25 protein-coding genes and 1 riboswitch are annotated in these 26951 nt (G+C 33.5%); all 25 genes read right to left on the reverse strand.

Annotated elements, in window-relative coordinates; genetic code table 11:
• Positions 1–43: 43 nt before the first annotated feature.
• The 25 genes from QO263_RS02300 to mnmE all read right to left on the reverse strand — a co-directional run bounded on the left by QO263_RS02300 (position 44) and on the right by mnmE (position 26900).
• A complete protein-coding gene (locus QO263_RS02300; RefSeq protein ID WP_285625998.1) occupies positions 44–508 on the reverse strand; it encodes an MOSC domain-containing protein in 465 nt (154 codons plus the stop codon).
• Positions 509–512: 4 nt separating this feature from the next.
• Positions 513–956, reverse strand: coding sequence for an MOSC domain-containing protein (locus QO263_RS02305; protein WP_502928686.1), 444 nt, complete (start codon positions 954–956; stop codon positions 513–515).
• 115 nt (positions 957–1071) lie between these two features.
• Positions 1072–1545 carry a cyclic pyranopterin monophosphate synthase MoaC gene (moaC, locus tag QO263_RS02310; protein ID WP_285626000.1) on the reverse strand — a complete coding sequence of 158 codons (474 nt, stop codon included), beginning with the start codon at positions 1543–1545 and terminating at the stop codon, positions 1072–1074.
• A 2-nt stretch (positions 1546–1547) separates the two neighbouring features.
• Positions 1548–2504 carry a GTP 3',8-cyclase MoaA gene (moaA, locus tag QO263_RS02315; RefSeq protein WP_285626002.1) on the reverse strand — a complete coding sequence of 319 codons (957 nt, stop codon included), beginning with the start codon at positions 2502–2504 and terminating at the stop codon, positions 1548–1550.
• Positions 2505–2527: 23 nt separating this feature from the next.
• Positions 2528–4423 carry a molybdopterin biosynthesis protein gene (locus QO263_RS02320; protein ID WP_285626004.1) on the reverse strand — a complete coding sequence of 632 codons (1896 nt, stop codon included), beginning with the start codon at positions 4421–4423 and terminating at the stop codon, positions 2528–2530.
• A 29-nt stretch (positions 4424–4452) separates the two neighbouring features.
• Positions 4453–5679 carry a molybdopterin molybdotransferase MoeA gene (locus QO263_RS02325; protein ID WP_285626006.1) on the reverse strand — a complete coding sequence of 409 codons (1227 nt, stop codon included), beginning with the start codon at positions 5677–5679 and terminating at the stop codon, positions 4453–4455.
• Position 5680: 1 nt separating this feature from the next.
• The gene (locus tag QO263_RS02330; RefSeq protein WP_285629174.1) at positions 5681–6307 is read right to left on the reverse strand and encodes an ABC transporter ATP-binding protein; all 627 of its coding nucleotides are present in this window, start codon (positions 6305–6307) and stop codon (positions 5681–5683) included.
• Positions 6308–6314: 7 nt separating this feature from the next.
• Positions 6315–7013, reverse strand: a complete 699-nt coding sequence (locus tag QO263_RS02335) for an ABC transporter permease (RefSeq protein ID WP_285626009.1) — start codon at positions 7011–7013, stop codon at positions 6315–6317.
• Positions 7014–7265: 252 nt separating this feature from the next.
• Positions 7266–8102 carry an ABC transporter substrate-binding protein gene (locus QO263_RS02340; protein ID WP_285626011.1) on the reverse strand — a complete coding sequence of 279 codons (837 nt, stop codon included), beginning with the start codon at positions 8100–8102 and terminating at the stop codon, positions 7266–7268.
• A gap of 263 nt (positions 8103–8365) precedes the next feature.
• Positions 8366–8487, reverse strand: a riboswitch (molybdenum cofactor riboswitch).
• The gene (gene fdhD, locus QO263_RS02345; RefSeq protein WP_285626013.1) at positions 8456–9238 is read right to left on the reverse strand and encodes a formate dehydrogenase accessory sulfurtransferase FdhD; all 783 of its coding nucleotides are present in this window, start codon (positions 9236–9238) and stop codon (positions 8456–8458) included. (Overlaps the previous riboswitch by 32 nt.)
• A gap of 8 nt (positions 9239–9246) precedes the next feature.
• On the reverse strand, positions 9247–9852 hold the full coding sequence (gene mobA / locus QO263_RS02350) for a molybdenum cofactor guanylyltransferase (RefSeq protein WP_285626015.1): 606 nt from the start codon (positions 9850–9852) through the stop codon (positions 9247–9249).
• A gap of 9 nt (positions 9853–9861) precedes the next feature.
• The gene (locus tag QO263_RS02355) at positions 9862–10350 is read right to left on the reverse strand and encodes a MogA/MoaB family molybdenum cofactor biosynthesis protein (protein ID WP_285626018.1); all 489 of its coding nucleotides are present in this window, start codon (positions 10348–10350) and stop codon (positions 9862–9864) included.
• A gap of 2 nt (positions 10351–10352) precedes the next feature.
• Entirely contained in the window at positions 10353–10853 is a 501-nt protein-coding gene (locus tag QO263_RS02360) for a ferritin-like domain-containing protein (RefSeq protein WP_285626019.1), read from the reverse strand.
• 5 nt (positions 10854–10858) lie between these two features.
• On the reverse strand, positions 10859–13537 hold the full coding sequence (gene fdhF, locus QO263_RS02365) for a formate dehydrogenase subunit alpha (RefSeq protein ID WP_285626021.1): 2679 nt from the start codon (positions 13535–13537) through the stop codon (positions 10859–10861).
• Between the two features lie 5 nt (positions 13538–13542).
• On the reverse strand, positions 13543–14490 hold the full coding sequence (locus QO263_RS02370; RefSeq protein ID WP_285626023.1) for an NADH-quinone oxidoreductase subunit G: 948 nt from the start codon (positions 14488–14490) through the stop codon (positions 13543–13545).
• 28 nt (positions 14491–14518) lie between these two features.
• Positions 14519–16309: an NADH-quinone oxidoreductase subunit NuoF gene (nuoF, locus tag QO263_RS02375; protein ID WP_285626025.1), complete on the reverse strand. Its 1791-nt coding sequence runs from the start codon at positions 16307–16309 to the stop codon at positions 14519–14521.
• 227 nt (positions 16310–16536) lie between these two features.
• Positions 16537–16908 carry a (2Fe-2S) ferredoxin domain-containing protein gene (locus QO263_RS02380; RefSeq protein ID WP_285626028.1) on the reverse strand — a complete coding sequence of 124 codons (372 nt, stop codon included), beginning with the start codon at positions 16906–16908 and terminating at the stop codon, positions 16537–16539.
• Between the two features lie 128 nt (positions 16909–17036).
• Positions 17037–17522, reverse strand: a complete 486-nt coding sequence (locus QO263_RS02385; protein ID WP_285626029.1) for an NADH-quinone oxidoreductase subunit NuoE family protein — start codon at positions 17520–17522, stop codon at positions 17037–17039.
• 646 nt (positions 17523–18168) lie between these two features.
• Complete coding sequence (locus tag QO263_RS02390) at positions 18169–19065, reverse strand: PhzF family phenazine biosynthesis protein (RefSeq protein ID WP_285626031.1); 897 nt, start codon at positions 19063–19065, stop codon at positions 18169–18171.
• Positions 19066–19798: 733 nt separating this feature from the next.
• The gene (locus QO263_RS02395; protein WP_285626033.1) at positions 19799–20683 is read right to left on the reverse strand and encodes a ParB/RepB/Spo0J family partition protein; all 885 of its coding nucleotides are present in this window, start codon (positions 20681–20683) and stop codon (positions 19799–19801) included.
• Between the two features lie 5 nt (positions 20684–20688).
• On the reverse strand, positions 20689–21456 hold the full coding sequence (locus QO263_RS02400; protein WP_285626035.1) for a ParA family protein: 768 nt from the start codon (positions 21454–21456) through the stop codon (positions 20689–20691).
• 347 nt (positions 21457–21803) lie between these two features.
• The gene (noc, locus tag QO263_RS02405; protein WP_352169252.1) at positions 21804–22610 is read right to left on the reverse strand and encodes a nucleoid occlusion protein; all 807 of its coding nucleotides are present in this window, start codon (positions 22608–22610) and stop codon (positions 21804–21806) included.
• 126 nt (positions 22611–22736) lie between these two features.
• The gene (gene rsmG, locus QO263_RS02410) at positions 22737–23453 is read right to left on the reverse strand and encodes a 16S rRNA (guanine(527)-N(7))-methyltransferase RsmG (protein WP_285626038.1); all 717 of its coding nucleotides are present in this window, start codon (positions 23451–23453) and stop codon (positions 22737–22739) included.
• A gap of 16 nt (positions 23454–23469) precedes the next feature.
• Positions 23470–25362 carry a tRNA uridine-5-carboxymethylaminomethyl(34) synthesis enzyme MnmG gene (mnmG, locus tag QO263_RS02415; protein WP_285626041.1) on the reverse strand — a complete coding sequence of 631 codons (1893 nt, stop codon included), beginning with the start codon at positions 25360–25362 and terminating at the stop codon, positions 23470–23472.
• Between the two features lie 155 nt (positions 25363–25517).
• On the reverse strand, positions 25518–26900 hold the full coding sequence (gene mnmE / locus QO263_RS02420) for a tRNA uridine-5-carboxymethylaminomethyl(34) synthesis GTPase MnmE (protein ID WP_352169254.1): 1383 nt from the start codon (positions 26898–26900) through the stop codon (positions 25518–25520).
• Between the last annotated feature and the right edge of the window lie 51 nt (positions 26901–26951).

Raw genomic sequence — 26951 nt, forward strand, 5'->3', positions numbered from 1 at the left:
TATAAAATTGTTATTAACTAGCACAACAGGTATATCTAAGATTTTACTGCTTTATTAACACTCTGTCCCCGACTCTAACTGTCCCTCCAGCTATTACATTTGCAAATATAACTCCATATTTAAGGGAGCATACTTCTGTTCTTTTTACAATATTACACTCTGAAAAGCATTTCTTTCCTAGACTAGTAACCTGAAAGGCAGCTGTTCCTATAATAAATTCTTGTCCAATAGAAAATTTGCTGACATCCAAGCCCTTTATTGTCAAATTTTCATAAAACCTATTCACACATAACCCATCGACTTCTATTGTATTAATCCTATTTCTACCTTCAGCAGAAAATATAGTAACTTGTCTATTTCCATGGGATAGATGCTTGTCTCCTATGAGTCCCTGATTTTCTTTAAAAGTACCCTCTTTAACTGACCTAGTAGTCACTTCATTTGAATGTCCTATATATATATCTGCCACTTCGCCATTTAGGTTATACTCTTCACAGTTTGCCTTCATTTATTTATAGCACCTCTATTATATCTCCAGGTTTTACTGCTCCACCTTTAATAACTTTAGTAAAGATTCCTTCTTTAGGCATTACACACTTTCCTACTTTCTGAGCAATAGCACATCCAGTATGGCACTCCTTACCAATTTGAGTTACTTCTTGAATAGTTTCTCCTATTTTCATTCTAGTACCCACTGGTAATTCGTATAATATTATTCCTTCTGTAGTTATATTTTCAGCAAAATTACCATGCTCTAAACCTTCTATCCCAAGCTCCTTCATCTTATTAAAGCTCTCTATACCTAAAAGGCTTACTTGTCTATGCCATTTGCCAGCATGTGCATCTCCTTCTAATCCAAAATCCTCTATGAAAATTCCCTCTTCTATAGGTTTTTTTATAACTCCCTTTTTCTCACTTATATTTATATCTAATACCTTGCCTATTTTGTTCATCATCCTTACCTCTCTCCAATTATAATATAAACTAGCTTCTCAAAGAATAAAGCCTTTACAGCTGTAAAAAGTCTACATCTAAAAACCCAAATATATAGTAATGAATTTTGCTTTTAAGCTAATCTTCTTTTCTAACATATTCTCCTGATTTTCCACCTGTTTTCTTAATAAGCTTTATATCTTCTATTATCATATCCTTATCTACTGCCTTGCACATATCGTATATAGTAAGAGCTGCTAGAGAAACAGCAGTTAGCGCTTCCATCTCTACCCCTGTTTTTCCGACTGTCTTTACTTCTGACTCTATCTCTATACTATCTTCCATAATCTTAAATCTTATATCTGCACCTGTTAAAAATATATTATGGCACATGGGAATCAGGTCACTAGTCTTTTTTGCTCCCATTATTCCCCCAATCTGAGCTACAGAAAGAACATCACCTTTTTTTATAAGCCCATCCTTTATCATCTTAATCGTTTCTTTCCTCATTCTGATAATGCCTGTAGCAATGGCAATTCTCTTTGTGTCCTCTTTTTCACTGACCTCCACCATATGTGCCCTTCCACTTTCATTAAAATGAGTAAATTCCATTTTTAGCCTCCTATTTGATACATACTGTCGGTTATATATTGCCCATCCTCTAAATGATGTGACTCTGGTTTCTGCTTTATAGCAGCCATGATTATCTTTTCTATATCCTCTCCCTGCCTTAGCTTGTCTTTCAAATCTATTTCTTCATTGGAATGCAGACAAAGCTTTAGCTTACCTTGAGATGTTAGCCTAACCCTATTGCAATATTCACAGAACTTACATGAAATAGGGTTTATTATACCCACTCTTCCCTTTGCACCTGGAAGCTTATAGTAAACAGCAGGTGATGATGGATCTAGTCGCTCTACTTTTTCCAGAGTGCTTACTTCATCTAATATCACTTCGTTGGATATAAAGTTTTCTTCAGCCCATTTTGAAGCTTCTCCTACAGGCATTAGCTCTATGAATCTTACATCTATCGCTTCTGTTTTTGTAAGATTTACAAAAGCCTCTATCTCATCTACATTAAATCCACCAATTAAAACAACATTTATTTTTATTGGTGTAAGTCCTACAGATTTAGCTGCCTCAATTCCTTCTAATACATCCCCTAGTCTTCCACCTCTTGTAATCTGTGAATATTTTTTCTCATCCAATGTGTCTAAGCTTATATTCACTCGATTAAGTCCAGCTGATTTTAAATCCTTTGCATATTTCTTCAGGAGGATACCATTAGTAGTCATAGCTAAATCCTTTATTCCGTCTAGCTTGCCTAGCCTTTCAACTAGATTAACTATACCTTTCCTGGTAAGAGGCTCTCCGCCAGTTAATCTAATTTTATTTACTCCTAATGATACAAATATTTTGGCCGCCTCATAAATCTCTTCAAGAGACAGCACTTCTCTGTGTTCAACCTTGCATATTCCCTTTTCAGGCATACAGTATTTGCATCTTAAATTACATAAATCAGTTACGGATATTCGAAGATAATTAATATTTCTTCCAAATGCATCCTTCATTATAATCACCCACTTTATTAGCTTTAGTTAATCAAAATCACTTCTCCTATTTCTTGAAGCTCGTAGCCCCCAAGAGACATGACCCTTTCTTTGAATTCATCTGTTTTTAAGGTTGCAATAAATTCCTTTACTCTGTCATCCTTTAGAATCTCTTGTGTGACCAAAAAGTCATAGTCCTCATATCCTACACTAATAAATTCTAAATCCAGAGCCTTAGCAGCAGAATAAATTCCTAGGCCTGTTGTAGCAGATCCTGTTTTAACTGCTGTAGCTACTGCCATATGTGTAGTCATTTCTCTACCATATCCCTTTATATCAGAAGGATCAATATTGTTCTTACTAAGGAAATAATCTAATAATATCCTTGTTCCTGCACCTCTTTGTCTGTTTACAAAAACTATATCTTTTCTTATTAAATCTGTAAAGTCTTTTATTCTGCTTTTATTTCCTTTTTCTACAATAAATCCTTGAAGCCTTTTAACACCTTTTATTATAGCCATTTTATTTCCCGGGAAATACCTTTTAACATAGCTTATATTGTATTCTCCCATTTCTACATCAAGCAGATGAATTGGCGATATGTGACATTCTCCTCTTTTCATGGACAGTATTCCACCCATGCTTCCTACATGTCCTGAGGTAAGCTTAATCATATCAGCAATTATATCCATGATTAAATCATGACTTCCTATGGAAACTAAAGTATCTTTAATATTACTTAAAGACTTTAATAGCTTTACATCAACCTCATCTCCGGCTTCCACACCTTCTAAATTTCGAGATATTACTGCTATTCCATCTGCCTTAACTAAACTCATAGTAACACCTGCTCCTCCTGGTAAAGGAGTAGCTACAAGCTTATTATTTACATACCCTAAATTTACCCTAATTAATTCCCTGTTTTTTAATGAAGAAACAATTCTTTTTGATACAGTTGCTTTAACAATCTCTCCTTTTTCCTCTTCAAGACCTATATATCTTAATATTAAGGGCTTCACAAAAGTATCAAAAACTAGATAAGCAGAAACCGGATATCCTGGAATTCCTATAACGGGTTTACCTTTTACCACTCCAAGAATTGTAGGCTTGCCTGGTTTAAGTGCAATTCCATGAACTATTACTTCACCGATCTCTTCAATTATTTTTGCTGTAAAATCCTTTGTTCCAGCTGAAGATCCAGCATTTATTAATAGTATATCGTTTTCATCTATTCCTTTCAATATTGCACTTTTTAATAATTCGTATTCATCCTCCATAGGACAATATCTATTTGGAATCCCCCCATATTCTGCAATTAGTCCTTCAAAAACTCTTGAGTTAGAATCAAGTATTTTTCCTATAGTCAAGCTATTGATATCATCAATTATTTCTGTACCTGTTGGGATAATTCCTACTTTAGGCTTTTTATACACTTTTATAGCTTGAACTCCACCTGAAATAAGGGCTCCTATGTCTATAGGTCTTATCTTATGCTTTGATGGAATTATCATTTCTGTAGCCACTATATCTTCTCCTATAGGTCTTATATGCTGCCAAGGATGAGCTGCCTTAAGTATTTTCACTTTACACTCTTCTGATTCAATGACATCTTCTATCATGATCACAGCGTCATATGGTTCTGTTACTGGATTGCCTGTATTTATATAGATAAAGTCTTTATTAAGCTCTAATACTTTAGGGCTGGCTTCGCTGGCTCCTTCTGTATCTATTGATCTCACTAGTATTCCATCCATTGCCGCTGCATTATAGTGAGGAGATGAAGTATTAGCATATACTGCTTCATAAGTCACTCTTCCCAATGCATCTAGTACCTGTATATACTCATATTCAAACTGTCTAGGCAATTTTTCATAATATAAGTTTCTAGCTTCGTCCACATCGGTATTACCTATATATATGTTTCTCTCTTCCTTTTTCAATGGTTTTCCTCGCTTTCATTTTTGTTAATTTATAGAAAATACACCTCTCGTATCTCTCCTTTTGATATACCTTCTTCGTGAGGTTTTAGTACAATATATCCGTCAGATTTTGAAAGCAATGTAATCATTCCTGATTTACCAAAGCTCGGTATAGCATAGGTTTTTCCGTTTCTCTCCCTTATGTTTACCATTTGATAGGTTTCCTTTCCTGGTGAAGATGGAAAATTAAAATCAAGTATGGCTGTAGTTTTATTAACGCTTTCCTTTACATTCAATAGATGCTTTATGAAATATTCTATGAACACTTTAAATACTATTATTGATGAAACAGGATGTCCCGGTAGCCCAAATATTGCCTTCCCTTTTCCTTCTCCTATTATTGTAGGCTTTCCAGGTTTTATAGAAACCCCGTGAACAAATACACCCTTGCCGCTAAAAGAATTTATAACCTTACTAGTATAATCTCTAGTTCCAACAGAGCTTCCTCCTGAAATTATTACTATGTCAGATATTTCAAGGGCATTTTCCACACTGCTTCTAAGCAGCTCAAAGTCATCTCTTACAATGGCTTTACCAGAAACTTCCCCGCCCAACTTAATAATTAATGAATGGAGAGCGTAGCTATTTACATCTCTTACTTTTCCCATAGTAAGTTCTTCATTTAAATCTACTATTTCATCTCCAGTTGATATTATAAAGAACCTAGGCTTTTTATAGACCCTTATTTCCGATATCCCAAGGGCAGCTAATACTCCAATATCTTGAGAATTAAGCCTCTTTCCCTTCTCTATAACTCTTTCTCCTTCTTTTATATCATCACCCTTTAAAATAATATTTTCTCCAACTGAAAGAGGTCTATATACCATTAGAGTTGAATCGTCAAGCTTTTCTGCATATTCTATCATTATTACTGCATCTGCTCCTTCTGGTATCATTCCACCTGTTGGTACATATATAGCTTCGCCACTAGATATCCTTATATCTGCCTTTTGACCCATTCTTATTTCTCCCAAGAGGGTTAAGAAACTGGGTATAGACTCGCTGGCTCCATGAGTGTCAGAGCTTTTAACTGCGTATCCGTCTACTGTAGAGCGGTTGAATTCAGGCACATTATTATTAGCTACTATATCATCTGCAAGTACTCTATTAGTTGCATCTAACATACTAATTTCTTCTATTTCAAAGCTGTACTCTCTAAAGACCTCTATCATCATCCTCTTTCCTTCTTCAACAGAAACTGCATTGAAAAAATCCATTCTAAGAACTCACCCTTCCATTTTCAAGATAAATAATTCTATCACAAATCCTATTTGATTGTTCTAAGTTGTGTGTAACAATTATAATAGTTGCTCCTGTTTCCTTATTGAATCTTACTATCTCCCTCTCTAGAATTTTAATTGATTCTGGATCTATATTTGATGTAGGCTCATCCAGTAAAAGTAGTTCTGGTTCAAAAACTAATGCCCTAGCTAGTGATACTTTTTGTGACTCGCCACCTGAAAGTAAATGTGCTTTTTTTTCTTTAAGATCTTCAAGCTCCAATCTGCTAATAATTCTATTAACTTTCTTTTTCATATCTGCTTTATTTATGTTTCTAATCTTTAATGGATATTCAATATTTTCATAAACCTTTCTTTTGAAAAGATAAGGCTTTTGAGAAACCAATGTCATTGTATCATAAGGCTTCTGGTTTGTGACCTTTGGGTCATATGCTATTGTTCCTAAATAATCTTCATCTAATCCTCCTATTATATTTAGCAGGGTACTTTTGCCAGAACCATTCGGTCCAATTATTCCAGTTATTTTCCCTTTTTCTATTTCTAGCATTTCTATAACTAATACTAATTTTTCATTATAATATTTTTTTATATTATTTAAAAACACTTTCAATTTAATCCTCTCCTTGGTAGGAGTATATTAGACTATTTACTCCAAAAGAAATTATTAAAAGGACAATTCCTAAAGCTATTGCCATAGGATAATCTCCCATGGAATTCATCATTGAAATAGTTGTTGTAATAACTCTTGTATGGTTTTTTATGTTCCCTCCAACTATCATAACTGCTCCAACCTCTGATATTGCCCTTGAAAATGCCGTAGCTATATTGACTAAAATATCTACTCTGAGCTCTCTAATTATAAGTATTATTATATCAAGCTTTCCCGCTCCTAAGGTTTTGCCTACTTTTTCAATTACCTTTCCTCGGTTTTTAGAAAGACTATATGTAAGGCCAAATATTAGAGGTGTTACTAGTATAGTTTGAGCAATTATCATAGCTGTAGGGGTATATAATAAATCTAAAAAGCCTAAGGGCCCTCTTCTTGAAAGAATTATAGCGACTAACAACCCGACTATTACTGAAGGAATACTCATTAGTGTATAAACTAGTCTTGAAAATAGGCGTTTTCCTTTAAACTCCTTTATCCCAAAATAAATACCTAGAGGTATAGACACTATAGAAGAGAGAATAGTAGATATAGAAGATACAAATAAAGACAGCAATACTATTTTATATACTTCTCTATCTAAGCTTATCAATAACTTTCCGGCTTCTTTAAAACCGCTTAGTATATATTCCAATAAATCCACTCCTCTACTAAAAAAATAGCCACATGCTGCCCTTGAGGCTAAGCATGCAGCTAATACAACAATTTTAATTGCTTCATATCAAATAATATAAATTATATACTATTTTTTATAGATGTCACTACTATATAAACAAAAAATAGATTTGTTATAAGCTTTACATATGAACAACCTTATAGCTATATTATGTAAATAGAATCTATTTGTGTTTTCTATAAACCATTTAGGTTATCTATACTATGACCAAGAGTTAACTTATTTTGCATTAGGTACAAATAACGGCATTCCATACTTTTCTACACCATATTTGCCTATTAACTCCTGTCCCTTTTTAGATAGCATCCAATCCATAAATGCTTTTGCTCCTTCAGCATTTATCTTATCACTTTTTTCTGGATTCACTGGTATTATACCATACTGGTTAAATAAATTCTCATCTTTTTCTATTATTATATCAAGATCTAATGTATCTCTTAAGCTTAGGTAAGTTGCCCTATCAGTTAATGTATATCCCTGTTTTTCTGAAGCTATTTTTAATACATCAGCCATTCCACTACCTGCTGATAAATACCAATCTCCTTGTGGCTCAATTCCTGTTTCTTTCCATATCTCTAATTCTTTTTTATGAGTACCTGAATCGTCTCCTCTAGAAACAAAAATGACCTCATGTTCACTTATATAGCTTAACGCTTTTTCAATGTCATTACCAGGTTCAACCTGCCATGAAGATTTTAGAGGATCATATTTAGGCCCAACTAGTATAAAGTCATTATACATTACATCATGTCTTTCAATTCCGTGACCTTCATTGACAAACTCTTCTTCTGAAGCCTTAGCATGAACAAGCAATACATCTGCATTTCCATCTTTTCCATTTTGAAGGGCTTGACCAGTGCCTACTGAAACGACCCTAACCTCTACTCCAGTATCTTTTGTGAACTCAGGAAGCAAATAATCTAATAACCCGCTGTCCTGTGTACTAGTTGTTGTTGAAAGTATAATGCTACCACCTATTTTTTTATTTGCTGAACAGCCAACTAGTAAAGTAAATATCAATAAAATACTTAGAGATATTAATAGAACCTTTTTCATTAATACTACTCCCCCTTTTTTTGTACTCTATTTTTTTGCAAATCTGCAGTCTCGCAACACAAATTTATTTGTTCGCTACCCTTCATAAATTTGGTCCTTACGGACACTCCTATCATAAACTTACAACAGGGTTGGTGCTCGTTGCGTTTGACCTACCAACGATTCTTTCGATAAAAACACTCGAAACAATCGGGTTAGGTCATAAAAAAACAGTCCAAAAGGACTGTTTTAAGCTAATGGCAAAATTATTCTATAAATATTCACCAACAGGTTAAAACTTTCCTTTCCAAATATGGGAGGCATAAGAATTTCTCCTTATACCCATCGGCTCATCTTCATAATCGTTACCAACTTTAGAAGTTTAAGCTCGGAAAATTTGAATAGATATTCATTTTTTCACCTCTGGCAAAGCCTATAAGCGTTATATTCAATTCTCTTGCCAATTCTATGGCAAGGCTCGTGGGAGCTGCTCTAGATATTAATATTGGAATTTCTCTTTTTGCAGTTTTTATAAGCATTTCAGAAGATAGTCGTCCACTAACTAAAAGTATCTTATCTGTAAATGTCATATCATCAATCAATGCTTTTCCTAATACCTTGTCTAATGCATTATGTCTTCCTATGTCTTCCTCGAAGATTAATATATCATTAGTATTACATAATGCACAGCTATGAACTCCCCCTGTACTTAAAAAAAGCTCCGAACTTTTACTAAAATCCTTTACAAGGAACTTTATCTCATCTAAGGTTATAGGTAATTTATTTTTGATTTTTTTAGATTTAAAAGAATCTAGTACATTATAAAATAAAGTACCTTTTCCGCAGCCTGATGTAATAGTTCTTTTTCCATATAGCTTTTCAGCTAAAAGGTCCCTATTTTTTAGCTCAACATATGAAAGACCTTTTTCTTCTTCTATTTTTATACTAAGGATATCTGATATGGAGCTAATGAAGCCTTCTGAATAAAGAAAACCTACTGCTAAATATTTAAGAGACTTGGGGCTACATAATAAAGTAATAAACTCTTCGCCATTAATAAATATAGTAAAAGGATATTCTGAAACTACAATGTCCTCTTCCTCTGAAATGCCTTCGCCTTTTACCTTTAATATATCAAATTTTTTGGTCTCCTTCATATTATCCCTCAATATTCATTGGCTATTTTACTTAAAAAATCATTTAAGTCTTCCTTAGTATTTAGGTTAAGAAACATATCCCAATTGGGACTAAACTTTCTAGCCTCTTCCTCGCTAATATAATGAACGTCTGTCTTTGCTAATAATGAGTTGATTGATTTATTATCACTAAAGAGATGTTCCTCTATTTTACCCTTTAGTTTCTTTGAATAAAAAGCATTAAAAGGCTCAATCCAGCTTCCAAATCTAGTGATACATGCAAAAGTATCTATATGCTTAATTTTTTCTTTCATATATCTTATATATTCAATATTTAGATTAGGCATATCACATGCAATAAAATAAGAAAACTCATTTGAGGCTTTGCTCAACCCAGCATGGATACCACTCAGTGGGCCTTTTCCCACTATTATATCACTAGTTATTTTGTCTCCAAGGCCTTGATAGTGCTCTGGCTTATTAGTTACAATAATAATCTCACTAAACTCCTGCTTAAGCTTGCTTACGAGACCATACATAAGTCTTCTTTCATTAATTATTAAAAGCTGCTTGTCAAATCCCATTCTAGTGCTTTTACCACCTGCTAGTATGACGGCAGTACCAAACTTTTTCATATACATCACCTATCTAGCACATTCACCAGTTTTACCAGTTAATATTTCGAGTCCATGGTGCACACTATCAATTATATAATCTAAAGCTTCCTTAACGGCCTTTGGACTTCCAGGTAAGTTAATTATTAAGGTATCCTTCCTTATTCCTGATACTGCTCTTGATAGCATGGCTCTTGATGTAATATTTAGGCTATAATATCTAATGGCTTCTGAAATCCCTTGAGCCATTCTCTCGCAAACCTTGATAGTAGCCTCAGGAGTAACATCTCTTTTGCTAAATCCTGTTCCTCCAGTAGTTAATATTAAATCCAATTTCAAATCATCCGACATATGAATCATTTCTCTTGATAGTTCCACTTCATCATCTGGAAGAATAACATACTTTTCAATTATATATCCTTTTTTCTCTAAAATATCAAAAATAACCTTACCGCTTAGATCTTCTCTTTCTCCCTTAGAACCTTTATCACTGGCTGTAATTATTCCTACTCTAAACATTTTTATCCTCCCCAGGGAAGATTCATATATTCTTTCATTCTTCTGTCATATTCAGACTTAAATAATTTTTCATGACCATCTTCCCACTTAGCTAGTTTTTCAAAAATTGCTTTTGCTATTTCATCATCAGCATTATCTGCTGCTTTCCTATAGAACTCTGCATAATCTCTTTCAATTAAATAAGCCATTCTCAATATAGTTAAGTCTGGTATATCAGATTCCTTTAATGTTTCAGCTATATGCTCAGATTTCTCTCTGGATTCAAATATATTATTTTCATCTCTATTAAATCCTTCTAGCTCAATATTAAATGAATCTGTTTCAAGATATTCGTCTAGTTGCTCTTTAATAAAATAAAAATGCTCCATCTCAACTTCTGCTAAATTTAAAAAAAGTTTTCTTGTCGTCGCATTATTAAATTTTTCGGCTTTTTCTTTAAAAAAGGTACAGCCATCAAGCTCCATTTGCATTGCATATCTCATTATTTGCTCATACTTCTTCATAACTATCAGCTCCCCATCTTTTGAATTTTTACAGCAGCTACTTTAAGCTCTGGTATTTTAGCTATTGAATCTAGTTTGCTGTTAGTAAGATAGTTAGCTGCACCCTCAGCAAAGTGGAATGGCATAAAGAGCACATTCTCATCTATTATATCAGTAATTTTAGCTGTTGTAATAATTTCTCCACGTCTTGAAGCTAATTTTATCTTTTCTCCATCAGATACGCCAAGCTTTATTGCCGTTATTTCATTTATTTCAACATATGATTCAGAAGCTATTGCGTTTAAGCCTTCTACTTTTCCTGTCATAGTTCTAGTATGATAATGGTATAGTATTCTTCCTGTTGTAAAAACAAATGGATACTCTGAGTCTGCAACTTCTGCACTTACTGTATATTCTATAGGCATAAATAATCCTCTGCCTCTCGCAATTCCCGCTTTATGAAGATATTTTGTACCAGGATGTTCTTTGTCTAAGCATGGCCATTGAATACCATTTCCATTTAATCTATCATAGCTAATACCAGCATATGAAGGAGTAACTATAGCTATTTCATCCATTATTTCTGAGGGATAATTGTATTTTTTAGTATATCCTAGGGTATTCATGATTTCCATGATTATTTGCCAATCTGGTTTTGAGTTGCCAACTGGGTTTATTGCCCTTCTAACTCTTTGAACTCTTCTCTCTGTATTAGAGAATGTTCCATCCTTTTCCGCAAAGGATGCTGCAGGAAGTACTACATCAGCAAGCTCTGCAGTTTCAGTCAGGAAGATATCCTGTACAACTAGAAAATCAAGATTGTCTAGAGCTTTCCTTACATGGTTTATATCTGGATCAGAAACCATTGGATTTTCTCCCATTATATATAGGAATTTAATATTTCCATGCTCTGCCTCATCTAGAATCTCAGGAATAGTTAAGCCTATTTTTGTTGAAAGCTTAACATCCCATGCCTCTTCAAACTTCTTCACTACCTCTGGCTTAAATACTTTTTGATATCCTGGCAAATCAGCTGGTAAGCCTCCCATATCACAAGCACCTTGGACATTATTTTGTCCTCTTAATGGATTTACTCCTGCTGATTCTTTCCCAATGTTTCCACAAAGAAGTGCAAGGTTAGAAATAGACATTACAGAATGTGTTCCAGTAGTATGCTGTGTTATGCCCATTGCATAATATATACCAGCTTTATCTGCTTCTGCATATATAAGAGCTGCTTTTACTATATCTTCGGCATTTACTCCACATATTTCAGCTGCTGCTTCAGGCGTATAGGCTTCTACAGCCTTAACTAGCTCTTCATAATTTTCTGTTCTTTCTTCTATATATGCTTTATCCTGTAGACCTCTTTCAATTATTACATTCATCATAGCATTTAATAACGCAATATTGGTTCCTGGTTTTATTTGAAGGAATACATCTGCATAATTAGCTAATTCTATTCTCCTAGGGTCTGCAACAATAAGCTTTGCACCTTTTTTCTTCGCACGTTTTATCATGGTTCCTATTATAGGGTGATTTTCAGTAGTATTAGACCCAATTACAAACATTGCATCAGTGTTTAATATTTCCTCAATGCTATTTGTCATAGCTCCACTTCCCAATGTAGTTGCAAGACCTGCAACTGTTGAGGAATGTCAGAGTCGTGCGCAGTGGTCTATATTATTAGTACCTACTACTGCTCTAAAAAGCTTCTGAAATAAATAATTTTCTTCATTAGTACATCTTGCAGATGTAAGACCTGCTAATGCATCTGCTCCATCCTGTTCCTTAGTCTCATTTATTTTATCTGCAATGAGCTTGTAAGCCTCTTCCCAAGTGGCCTCCTCAAATTTACCATTTCTTTTTATAAGAGGATATTTTAATCTATCTGGGTGATTAATAAATGGATATGCAAACTTACCCTTTACACACAAGAGACCATTGTTTGATGGGCCTTTTGCAGGCTCTACTCCTACTACTTTTTCTCCCTTTACTAACAAATCCATTTGGCAGCCCACACCACAGTAAGAGCATGTAGTTCTGACTTTTTTTGTCTCCCACAGTCTGAATCTCTCTTTTGATTTAGGCTCTAACGCACCCACAGGACATACAGATACGCAGTTCCCGCATGAAACACATTTTGAGTTTACTAATTCTTCATCAAAAGGAGTAGTTACCTTTGTAACAAACCCTCTATCGCTTAAACCAATAGCGTTTGTTCCTTGAAGCTCTGAACATACTCTAACACATTTACCACAAAGTATACATTTATTTTGGTCACTAATATAAAAATGATTAGAATCATCTATTGGATAGTCTTTTTTTGCACCTTTAAAGCTTCCTTCTGTGATTTCGTATTCATAGCAATAATTTTGCAGACTGCAATCTCCAGATTTTTTGCATGTAAGACAATCAAGTGGATGATTTGTAATCATCAAATCTAAAATATCTTTTCTTGACTTTATTACCTTTTCACTATGAGTTTCTATGACCATGCCCTGTTCTACTTTTGTAGAACAGGCGGTCATAAGGTTCCTTCTTCCTTCAATCTCTACTACACATAGCCTACATGCTGCATGAGGCTCTAATCTGTCATCATGGCATAAGGTAGGTATGTCTATTCCAATTTCCTTACATACTTCAAGTATTGTCTTTCCCTCTGATGCCTCATATTTCTTCTTATTTATGGTAATATCAACCATAACCTTTATTCCCCCTTACCTTTTTTCCCCTCAGCTAATTCAATCTTTTCAATAACCTTAGTTATTCCTAATACTTCACTCCAACTGTCTGGGGAAAACTTTCCATCTTTTTTTGTGAAGGGCTGCTCAGGGTTATCGACATATAATAGTTCGGTCATCAATCTTCCTTTTAGGCATAGAGGTCTTCCCACTCCTGGTTTTTTAGCTTTAACTGCAACTTTTTTTTCGTTTCCTATCATGACTTGGAAGTCACAACCGTATTGACAGCTATTGCACTTCACTTCTTCTATTTTAAAATCCCACACTCTTCCTTTAGATGCAGCTCTTTTATCAATTAAAGCTCCTGTAGGACATACAGATACACATCTGTTACATGAGACACATTTTGATTCTTCTAGGCTAAAGTCAGCATCTGCTACTACTCTAGTATCAAAGCCTCTTCCTGCAAATGATAGTACTTGTCTATCAGATACTTGGGCACAAGTTCTTATACATTTACTGCATAATATACACTTGCTACCTTCTTTTAAAATATACGGACTAGATGTGTCGGTAAGTTCTTTTCTTCTTTCTCCATTATGCTCTCTAAATCTAACATCATATCGATATGCATATCTTTGAAGTAAGCATTCTCCAGACTTTTCACAAGTTAGACAATCATTTGGATGATTATCAAGCAAAAGCTGAAGAATGGTTTTTCTCGTTTTTACTACTTTATCGCTTTCTGTATATACTACCATTCCTTCTGATACAATAGTAGAGCATGAAGTCTGAAGCTTGGTATTTCCTTTTATCTCAACTATACATAGTCTACATGAAGACACTATTTCCAGATCCTTATCATAGCAGAGAGCAGGAATTTCAATACCAAGCTTTTCAGCAGCTTGTAGAACAGTAAGGTTTTCAGGTACTGTGACTTTTTGGTCATCTATAGTCAACGTAACAAAGTTCATTTCCTATTCTCCTATTCTAATTTGTTATTTATTTCTTAATAATAGCATTTACTGGACATGCCGCTTGACATGCTCCACATTTGATACATTTCTCTGTATCTATTACATGATGCTCTTTTACTTTTCCAGATATACATGATGCAGGGCAATTTCTAGCACACTTTGTACATCCTATACATTTATCTGTAATGAAATATTGTAATAAAGCTTTACATGCTCCTGATGGACATTTCTTATCATAAACATGAGCTTCATATTCATTTCTAAAATATTTAAGTGTTGACAGTACTGGGTTTGGAGCTGTCTGACCTAAACCACAAAGAGATGAAGATTTTATAGTCTCTGCTAAGCTTTCAAGTCTATCTATATCCTTTGGTTCTCCTTTTCCGCTAGTTATCTTCTCTAATAATTCTAGCATCCTTTTTGTACCTTCTCTACATGGTGTACATTTGCCACAAGATTCATCTACAGTAAAGTCTAAGAAAAATCTTGCTATATCCACCATACAAGTATCCTCGTCCATTACTATCATTCCACCTGACCCCATCATAGAGCCTAGTGCAATAAGTGTTTCATACTCTATAGGAGTATCTAGATGGTCTGCTGTAAGACATCCACCAGATGGCCCACCAGTTTGCACTGCTTTGAACTTCTTGCCATTTGGTATTCCGCCACCTATATCATAAATAACTTCACGTAGGGTTGTCCCCATAGGTATCTCAACTAATCCAGTATTATTTATTTTTCCGCCTAGAGCAAATACTTTTGTTCCTGGTGATTTTTCAGTTCCTATTTCTCTAAACCACTCTGGACCATATAACAATATCTTAGGAACGTTTGCATAAGTCTCAACATTGTTTATCAGTGTAGGTCTTTGCCAAAGTCCTTTATTTGCTGGGAATGGTGGTTTATTTCGAGGCATCCCTCTCTCACCTTCAATGGAAGCAATAAGAGCTGTCTCTTCACCACAAACAAATGCTCCAGCACCTAATCTTATTTCTATATCAAAACTAAAATCTGTTCCAAATATATTTTTTCCTAATAATCCATTTTCTCTTGCTTGGTTAATTGCAATTTGAAGTCTCTTAACTGCTATAGGGTATTCCGCTCTTATATATACATACCCTTGATCAGAACCAATAGCATATCCTGCGATTGCCATTGCCTCAATAACAGCATTAGGATCTCCTTCTAGTATACTTCTATCCATGAAAGCTCCTGGGTCTCCCTCATCAGCATTACATAATACATATTTCTTGTCACCAGCAGCCTTTGCAGCAAATTCCCATTTGAGTCCTGTAGAGAATCCCCCACCTCCTCTTCCACGTAAACCAGAGGCTTTGACTGTATCTATTACCTGTTGAGGCGTCATTTCTGTAATGACCTTTCCTAAAGCTTCATATCCATTGTATGCAATATATTCTGTAATATCTTCAGGGTTAATGAGTCCACAATGGCTTAATGCTATTCTCTTTTGCTTACTATAAAAATCTACTTGATTAATAGATTTAATCGTATTTTCCTCTATTGCATCTTTGTACAATAATCTTTTAACTATTCTCCCCTTATATAGATGTTCTTCTACTATTTCATCCACATCTTCAATCTTAATATGGCTATAAAAAGCACCTTCTGGATACACTATTACAATTGGTCCTGCTTCACAAAGTCCGAAGCATCCTGTTCTAACGACCTTTATTTCATTATCTAATCCTCTTGCTTTTAATATTTCATTAAACTTCTTTTCTATCTGATCTGATTTTGAAGAAGTACAACCTGTACCTCCACATATCAAGACGTGTGATCTAAACATTTCCATTATTTTTCCCCCTTGCTTTGTTTGTTTCGAAAATATTTTAAAGTTTTACAATATAATTAGTTAAACAAGAGATGTTAATTATTTAACAAGCAAAAATTTCAGCCCGTTTATTTTTTAGGTTGCCAGAATTTACTTTCTTCGAAAAAATAACCTAAGGCATATTTTGTTTTAACTACTCAATATGCTAAATTTCATTTTCATCATTTAATCATTAGATAATTAACCTTCTAAATGTTTTCCTGAGCTCCAATAGTATATTCTCTTACTATTCTTCCATTTACAATATGCTCTGCTATTACTTTTCTTGCTTTTTCTGGATCCATATTGACGTAGGTAACCTTTTCCTCGTCCTTTCTATATACCTCGACTATTGGCTCAAGTCTGCAAACACCTATGCAACCTGTTTGAGTTACTGTGACTTCATTCAGTTTTCTTTTATTAACCTCTTCAATAATCGTCATCATTACAGGTCTCGCCCCTGCTGAAATACCACATGTAGCCATACCAACTACTATTCTAGTAGTTGAATCTTGAGTTCTTAGGTCTATTTTTTCTAAAGCTTCATCTCTAATTTTCTTTAAATCTTCTAATGACTTCATAAATACACCCCCAAAGCTATTTTTGCAGATTTTAATTCAATTTTATAATATATCCTTTTATCCCATGAGCTTATTAACATAAGCTTATACGTAATGTATATTATACTGCTACAGGTTTAATTAATCTATTACATATATTTGTCTAGAATTCCTGTTACTTCTTCTGCCTTCAATCTTCCATATACGTCTTCATTAATAGTAATTACTGGAGCAAGTCCACATGCTCCTATACATCTTGTTGCTTCTAAAGAAAACTTTCTATCTGGTGTTGTTCCTCCTACTTGAAGATTAAGCTTCTCTTTAATTTTGTCAAGTATAGCCTGTGAGCCTTTTACATAACAAGCTGTACCTAAACATACACCAATTTTATACTGACCTTTTGGTATTAATGTGAATTGTGAATAGAAGGTTACTACTCCATAAATCTCTGCAAGTGGTACATTTAGCCCTTCAGAAATTATGGTCTGAACTTCAATAGGCAAGTATCCAAATAAATGCTGCGCCTCGTGAAGTACAGGCATTACTGCTCCTTTAGTATCCTTATGCTTTTCAATTACCTTTTTTAGCTCATTTAGTTTTTCCTCGTTTTTTTCCCAGTCAAACTTAAAATCCATTGAACAGAGCCCCCTTTATAATATGTTTTAAAAATTAAAACCTCACCTTTGCTTAATTAATATAGTGAGTTTAAATAATAGAAATACATTATTATGTTCTAGTTGTCCACAAAAATAGTCAGAATTAAGCAAGTTGGCTGATTTTGGACAAGTTTTACTTCATCTGAAGCTATAGACTAGCACAAGATCATAGATATTGCTTTGTAAGTACTTTGATGCTTAGTTTAATGACTATGGACTACTAACAGCCTTTTTGTATGTTTATTAAGAGAAAATCTACAGTAATTAGCCATATTTTTCCCTATAAAAATACAAGGATATTATACATTAGTATCTAGAAACTGTCAATCTTTCAGCTACATTATATAGCAGTATTGACTACTAGAAGATTTGTTAAGAATTATCAATATAAAAGGTATATATTTAGAGAAATTCTTCTCCTCTATCCACTTCATATTCTATTATGAGCTTTCTTAATTTCCTGAATTCTTCTATCAGGAAATTAAGAAAGCTCATAATACAAGTCTCTGAGTACTGCAATTGCGCCAACCTTATTTTGTTTATATAATTTGACGCGGTGTTAGAGGCAGGCCTATGCGAGCAGTAGCAAGCAAATAAGTTTGAGCTGCAAGCCTTCTTTCCTCTTTTAACACTTAATTACACCTTCAATTATTATGACAGCCTTTCCCCCAACTTTTACAACACTCTTATTGTCATAGTCACAAATTTTACACAATATCTCGCTTGGTCTGTTCATATATTTCCCTTGAAGCGCTATTATTTCATCCGACTTCAATATGTTATTCCTTTTCATATAATAAATAAGTGCACCATTTGCTGTTCCCGTTGCAGCTTCTTCATATATTCCAACTGAAGGTGCAAAGTTCCTGCAATATACAGTACTTTCATTTGAATTATCTAAAGCAAATATATGCATTCCCACGGAATCCTTTTTAGCACAATAACTATCCATTTTCTTAAAATCTATTTTCAATGATTTTAGTACTTCTTCATCTTTAACTGGAACAATAATATCTTTTAGTCCTGTACTAATTATTTCCGGCTTTAGTTCAAAATCTTTAATACCTATCTGTTCTTTGCCAATTCCAAGTATTTCTGATATTTCTTCTATATTGTCAATTTTTCCAAAGGCCTCAGGAGTACCTTGATGCATTAACACTTGAAAAATTTCATCATTTTCAAAGTATAATTCTACAGGCAACAAGCCAATTTTAGTTTTTTGTGTTATTTGTACTTTTGTCCTGCCTTCAGGTCTAATATATCCTTTTTTCCCTAAGACATAAAAGGAAGCAATAGTAGCATGTCCACATAAATCCACCTCACATTCAGGAGTGAAGAATCTAACTTCAAAACAGTCTTTAGCTATTTTTTTTATAAAAGCAGTTTCAGGAAGATTCATCTCATTTGCAATATTTTGCATATCTTGCTCGGAAAGATTTTTAGCATCTGGAACTACTCCAGCAGGATTGCCACCAAAGGGCTTATCTGTAAAGGCATCTACTTGATAAATTATGGCCTCCATCATGTACCTCCTAAAAATTAAGTTTTTACTTTTTTACTATTAAACAATCAATCTGTTGTTTTAGTTAATAACAATTGCTATGCTACCATGTTCAGAGTTTGTAGGCTTGCTTCAATCTTAATTCATTTTACTCAGGCAGTTGGTACAACTTTTCCTTCTCTTCTCTAATAAACTCTTTGAGCCTTGATGCAATGCAATTTTATATTAATTAGCACATCAAATTAATTATATCAAATTTATATTAGTTTACATATGGAATTAATTGTCGTTTGTCTCATAAATAAGGCCTCATAGAAATGCTGCCACACTAAAGACACCTTTTTAAAACCCTTTTTTCAGGAAGTTTATATTATATGATTTTCTTTACACATAACACTAATTTATCCCTTACAGAGGTAATCATATATAATAGCTTAAATACAACGAGCATCAACCTTATTAGATTCATGATAAGAGCATACCTTAAAAACAAATTTATGCGCACATTAGCTAACTAATAACCTTTTTCTGCAAGGCTATTTTAAAAATTGGATTCTCTTTTAAGTTATAAGAAAAGCTTCTAACGAAGTGTTATTAAATCAAGGAAGCTTTTCTTGAAACTCATTGACGGAAAGTTCTTTAAACAAAAAAGCTAAAGTAGAACTTTCCTATTCGTTATAAAAAAGGATCTAGCTAAGCTATACCCCATATGTATATATTCATGAAATTAGAAATTTATGTTTCACGTGAAACACTATTTAGATAAAAGCTCTAAAATTCTTTCTAAATCATCATCATTATAATATTCAATTTCAATCTTTCCCTTTTTGTTTCCCTTGGAGATTATAACCTTTGTTCCAAAAAGCTTCCTTAAAGATTCTTCGATACCAAGAATAATTGGATCCTTATTAGCTACACTTTTGTTTTCGTCACTCTTAATCTTCTTTCCATTATTCTCTAAAAAATCTTTTACAAGCTTTTCTGTTTCTCTAACACTTAAATCTTTTTCCATTATAGCTTGGCATAGCTTTATTCTGCTACTTTCATCCTCTACAGGCAATAAAGCTCTTCCATGTCCACTTGAAATGTTTCCCTCAGCTATTAATTTAACTATTTCATCTTCTAGATTTAATAGTCTCATAACATTAGATATATATGGCCTACTTTTGCCAACTGCCTGAGATATTTCCTCTTGAGTTAATTTGTATTTCTCATATAAATTTTTATATGCCATGGCTTCTTCAATAGGATTTAAATCCTCTCTTTGCAAGTTTTCAATCAATGCAATTTGAGATGCTTCCACTTGACTCAGCTCTTTAATTAATGCTGGTACTTCATTTAACCCTGCCTCTCTTGCAGCTCTCCATCTTCTCTCACCAGCTACTATTTCATATCCTTCGTTACGTTTTCTAACAATAATAGGTTGAAGAATGCCATGTTTCTCAATAGATTGAACTAATTCACTTAATGCTTCTTCATCAAAACCCTTTCTAGGTTGTTCACTATTAGGTTCAATAAGAGATATATCAATAAGCTTAACTTTTTCGTCATTAGTCTCTATGTCAACAATATCTGATAAAGGTTCATCTGGAATCAACGCAGATAGTCCTCTTCCTAATCCCCTTTTTTTAACTGACATCTATATCACTCCTCGACATAATCTAAAAACTCATTTGCTAGTTCCATATAGGCTTCGGCGCCCTTTGATTTTGGGTCATATTCAATAATTGACAATCCGTGACTTGGTGCTTCAGCAAGCCTTACATTTCTAGGAATAATTGAAGTGTAAACCTTGCCTCTAAAGTATTTTTTTACCTCATCTACTACTTGAATTGATAAATTTGTTCTTCCGTCGAACATGCTTAATACAACGCCTTCGATATCTAGGTTAGGATTCAAACTAGATTTTACTAGCTTAATAGTATTCATAAGCTGACTAACACCTTCAAGTGCATAATATTCACATTGAATAGGTATGACAACACTATCAGAAGCAACAAGAGCATTTATTGTCAACAATCCTAAAGATGGAGGACAGTCAATAAAAACAAAGTCATAATCATCCTTTATAGACTCTATAGCATTCTTTAGTGTCAATTCTCTATTTTTATTCTCTGTAAGTTCAATTTCTGCTCCAGCTAGCTCTGTATTAGACGGAACTATGTCAAGATTATCTGTACTAGTGGCAATAATAACTTCTTTAACCTTTACCTCGTTAATTAAAACATCATAGATAGATAACTCAATACTACCTTTATCTATACCAACGCCACTAGTTGTATTACCCTGAGGATCAATATCTATTACTAAAATCTTTTTTCCTAAGCTTGCTAAACAGGCACTTAAATTTACATTGGTTGTTGTTTTGCCAACACCACCTTTTTGATTAAAAACTGCAATTATTTTCCCCAAATCTTACACCTCGCTTTCAAGAATACTAATATATTTTTAAAAAAGTATTATCCTCAAAAGATTTTAAAAAGTATTTATATCTACTGTTTTTCCTTTTATAGAAATTATCCTTTAACTATATTTCGTCAACAAAAAAAATAATCCTTCTCATTTAATAAAAGTAATAGTAAATTAATATCCAAACAACAAAATTTATCCCTAGATAAACCAGCTAAGTACTCAAGAAAGATTGGATTTTCAAAATTTAGCTTTAATTAATGCTATTCTACTCCCTGAGTAAATATTTTAAGATGAAATAAAAAAAACTTAGCATATCGATTGATATACTAAGTAGAATTTTTTAAAAATCACGCATTCTTAGTCTTGGGTATTTTTACAGTTACCTCTATAAAATCCCCCAAATCCTTTTGCTCATATTTTGCATCTACTCCACTGTCCTTGATGGCAGTATAGGCATTACGCAATGTATTTAAATATATCTTGAAATTAATCATGCTCTTAATATTCTGCTTGTGTTCTGGTTCTTTTTCTCTTACTAAATCCTCAAGAACGCTTTTAATCAAGCTTTCGGTTTTCTTTACGGTCAAATCTCTTTTAATGACTTTATCTAAAATATACATTTGCATTTCTTCATCAGGTAGCTTCAAAAGTGCTCTAGCATGTCTTTCTGTTAAATCATTTTCAATAATTGCTTTTTTTACTTCATCAGACAATCTTAAAATTCTAAGCTTATTTGCTATGGTAGATTGATTCTTACCAACTTTTTCAGCTAATTCCTGTTGAGTAAGCCCATGATCATTTATTAAGCTACTATAACCTTCTGCTTCCTCTATAAAATTCAAATCCTCTCTTTGTAGGTTCTCTATAAGCGCTATTACAGCCGAATCCTTGTCCACAAATTTTACGACTATAGCTGGAATAGTCTCAAGCTCAGCCATCTCGGCAGCCCTCAATCTTCTTTCACCGGCCACTAACTCATAGCTATCTTCTCCAATCATTCTCACACTAACAGGCTGAATTATTCCATATGTTTTGATAGATTGACTAAGCTCTTCCAAAGCTCTTTTGCTAAATATTTTTCTCGGTTGATAAGGGTTAGGCTTAATAGATTTTATCGGAATGTAATTAATCTCATTATCTAAGTTATTCATCATATCATCCCTCTCATGTAAGGTAACTCTACATTATGTATTCTATTTCTATATAAATGTACTCTTTCCTTCTAAAAATCTTGAATTTATAAGAATTTCGTTTTACATTATTGTCTATAATTCTATAAATTATAACGGATTTTTCTTGATCTTGCCTGATTGCCTAGGGTATTTTGTCGGAGTATGACTTATTTTCTTTATTATTAATAAACTGTGTATAATGTCGCTTTGAGGAATCTTCACATCCATTTTATCCTCTATCTTCCCTCCGAGTATTTTTATGGCTTTTTCTGCTTCATCTATTTCTTCAATAGAATCCGAGCCCTTCATTGCAATAAAGTACCCATTTAATTTAACAAAAGGTAGGCAGTACTCTGATAGTATATTTAAGGAGGCCACTGCTCTTGATACTGCAATATCAAATTTTTCTCTATATTCCTGATTATTTCCTAAATCTTCTGCCCTTTCATGAAGAGTTCTTATATTTTGAAGCCCTAGTCCCTTTATTACTTCATCCAAAAACTTTAATCTCTTATTTAAGCTATCTAATAATACTACTTCAAGACCTTCTTCAAGTATCTTCATAGGCACACCAGGAAAACCACCCCCTGTGCCTATATCAATAACCCTTTTATTTCCTGTAATCTTACCGCTCTTAAATATAGTTAAGCTATCTAGGAAATGCTTTATATCAATTTCCTCATCATCTTTAATAGCAGTTATGTTTATTTTTTCATTCCACTCTTTTAAAAGGTTTTTATATACTTTGAATTTTTCCAATTTATCATTGCTTATATCCATTTGAAGATCAGATACACCGCGTATTAAGGTATCTATATTGCTCATAGTTTTCACTCCTGCCTCACTTATTCATCCTTCTCTGTTGCTCTAGATATATTAAAAGTACATTAATATCAGCAGGGTTAACTCCTGCAATTCTAGAAGCCTGACCAACGGATTCAGGCTTCATAGAATTAAGTTTTTGCCTTGCCTCAAGCCTTAAACCTTTTATCTGAGTATAATCAATATCATTAGAAAGCTTTTTCCCTTCAAGCTTCTTGAATTGCTCTATCTGCCTCATTTGTTTTTCAATATATCCTTCATATTTAATTTCAGTCTCTACTTGTATTCTAATCTCTCTAGTTAAATCCGGTCTATCCATATCTATATCGTTTAAAGAATCATAAGTTATTTCAGGTCTTCTTATAAGATCATAGAAAGAAGTAGGAGTTTTAAGAGGTGCAGAATTTAAGCTGCTTAAAAAAGCATTAACCTCCTTTGTAGGAGTCAATACCTTATCCTTAAGTCTATTTAACTCCGCTTCCATCTGACTTTTTTTATTTAGCATTCTATTATACCTATCTTCTGATACAAGGCCTATATCATAGCCTTTTTTAGTTAACCTTAAATCTGCATTATCTTGTCTTAAAGTAAGTCTGTACTCAGCTCTTGATGTCATCATCCTATAGGGCTCATAAATTTCCTTAGTAACTATATCATCTATTAAAACTCCTATATATGCTTCTGATCTATCGAGAATTAGTGGATCTTCTCCTTTAAGTTTAAGTACAGCGTTGATTCCAGCCATTATTCCTTGAGCTGCAGCTTCCTCATAACCTGAGGTTCCATTTATTTGGCCTGCAAAAAAGAGATTTTCTATTTCCTTATGCTCTAAAGATCTTTTTAACTGTGTAGCATCTATACAATCATACTCTATTGCATAGGCTGTTCTCATTATCTTAGCATTCTCTAGCCCAGGTATTGTTCTAAGCATTTTAATTTGAATTTCTTCGGGCAATGTTGTAGACATTCCCTGAACATACATTTCACAAGTATCTAGGCCTTCAGGCTCAATAAAAACTTGATGCTTAGTCTTATCTGCAAATCTCATGACCTTATCCTCTATAGACGGACAATATCTAGGTCCAACACTTTCCATAACTCCAGCATACATAGGAGATCTATCTATATTATCCCTAATAATTTTATGGGTTTCTTCAGTAGTATAAGTTAAATAACAGGGTACTTGATTTATTTCCAACTTATCAGTCATAAATGAAAATGGAATTAATTCTTCATCTCCAGGCTGTATTTCCATTTTACTAAAATCTATAGTATCTCTATGTACTCTAGCAGGAGTACCAGTTTTAAATCTTCTCATATTAAAGCCTAAATCTTTTAAGCAATGTGATAGTCTATTGGCTGGATAAAGGCCATAGGGGCCGCTTTCAAAATTTACTTCCCCTATATATATTCTTCCCCTTAAATATGTTCCAGAACAAACTATAATTATATCTGAATTATATACTGCACCCGTATTTGTCAATATTCCCTTTATCTTATTGTTTTCAACAAAAATATCAAATACTTCTCCCTGTTTTAAATCTAAGTTCTCTTGTTTTTCTAATGCATATTTCATTATAGACTGATACTCTTTTTTATCAGTTTGCCCTCTTAAAGAATGTACAGCAGGTCCTTTAGAGGCATTGAGCATCTTCATCTGTATAACAGATTTGTCAATAACCTTTCCCATCTCTCCGCCTAGAGCATCCACTTCTCTTACTAAATGTCCCTTACCTGTTCCCCCAATATTAGGGTTACATGCAAGCAATGCAATAGCATCTAGGCTTAAAGAAAGAAGTAAAGTTTTTTTCCCGAGTCTTGCTGTAGCTAAAGCTGCTTCACATCCTGCATGCCCAGCACCTATAACTATTACATCGTATTTTCCTGCAAAATATTGATAATCACTTTTCATGAAAAGGATTCCTCCTACATATGATTTACTTCATTTTTTTCTTGCTTTACTAGTTAATATAAAATTGCATTTGGTCAAAGCCTTAAAAGTCTGTCAGGAAAGTGAGTTCAGCCCAAAGGAAGCTTACAAACTCTAAGCATAGTAGCCTAGCACAATTACTTTCCTATACAAAATTCTGAAAATATTTTATCAATAATATCCTCTCCAACTGTATCGCCGGTTATTTCGCCAAGGTTTTCCCAACAATTTTTTATATCTACCTCTATACAATCTAAAGGCATGCTTAAATCTAAGGATTGAAGCGCATCTTCAATATTATCCTTTGCTTTTAGAAGCTGATCTCTATGTCTTACATTTGTTACTATAGTATTGTCGCTTATTTTAACTTCAGAGGATAAAAACATATCTTCTAGTATCTCTTCTAACTTATCAATGCCTTCATTTTTTGAAATAGATGTATTAATAATTCTCTTATCTGGTAAATGCTTTTTAATATCCTCTTCATCTATTCTGCTTGGTAAGTCTGATTTATTTAATAATACTATGGCTTTCTTATCTTTAATCAAATTGATAATATCATAATCTTCCTTAGAAAGTTCCTCAGATGTATCAAACACGGCTATTACCAAATCTGCTTGATTTAAAAATTCTTTAGCTCTATCTACTCCTAATTTTTCTACTATGTCTTCCGTTTCCCTTATCCCAGCCGTATCTACTATCTTCAAAGGAATTCCCTTTATATTAACATATTCTTCAATAATATCTCTCGTGGTTCCAGGAATATCAGTTACTATTGCCCTATTTTCTCTTAAAATAGCATTTAATAAAGAGGATTTTCCCACATTAGGCTTGCCTAATATTACTGTCCTCAACCCTTCTCTGAGTATCTTTCCTGTATATACAGTATCTAAAAGCTTACCTATCTTTCCTAACACAAAATTTCCCTGTTCTTGCAGACTATTATATGTCAAGTCTTCTACATCATCTTCTGGAAAATCTATTGATGCCTCTACATGTGCAAGCATTCCTAAAAGAACATTTCGAAGCTTTTTAACCTCATTTGAAATACTTCCCTCAAGCTGATTTAAAGAAACATCAAAGCTTGTGTCTGTTTTGGCACTAATAAGATCCATTACTGCCTCTGCTTGAGAGAGATCAATTCTGCCATTTAAAAAAGCTCTCTTAGTAAATTCTCCTCTTTCTGCAAGTCTAGCACCGTTTTCCAATACTACTTCTAATACTCTTCTAACAGGAATAATGCCTCCATGACAATTTACTTCAACTATATCTTCTTTTGTATATGTGTAAGGAGCCTTAATGTATACCATTAATACTTCATCTATTTTTTTTCCGTCCTTAGGGTTAAAAACATAGCCATAGTTAAGCTTCCTTTCCTCGCACTCTTTAAGGCTAAATTGTTTTTTATTCTTAAATATTTTATCTCCGACATCAATAGCATTTTTTCCACTTATTCTTATTATTCCTATTCCTGCCTCTCCCGGTGCAGTAGATATTGCAGCGATTGTATCAAAATCCAAGCTTATCACCTCGCTAAATTTACGTAAATCATATCTATATTAATTTATGCA

It is taken from the genome of Proteiniborus sp. MB09-C3 (genome assembly GCF_030263895.1).
Classification (GTDB): domain Bacteria; phylum Bacillota; class Clostridia; order Tissierellales; family Proteiniboraceae; genus Proteiniborus.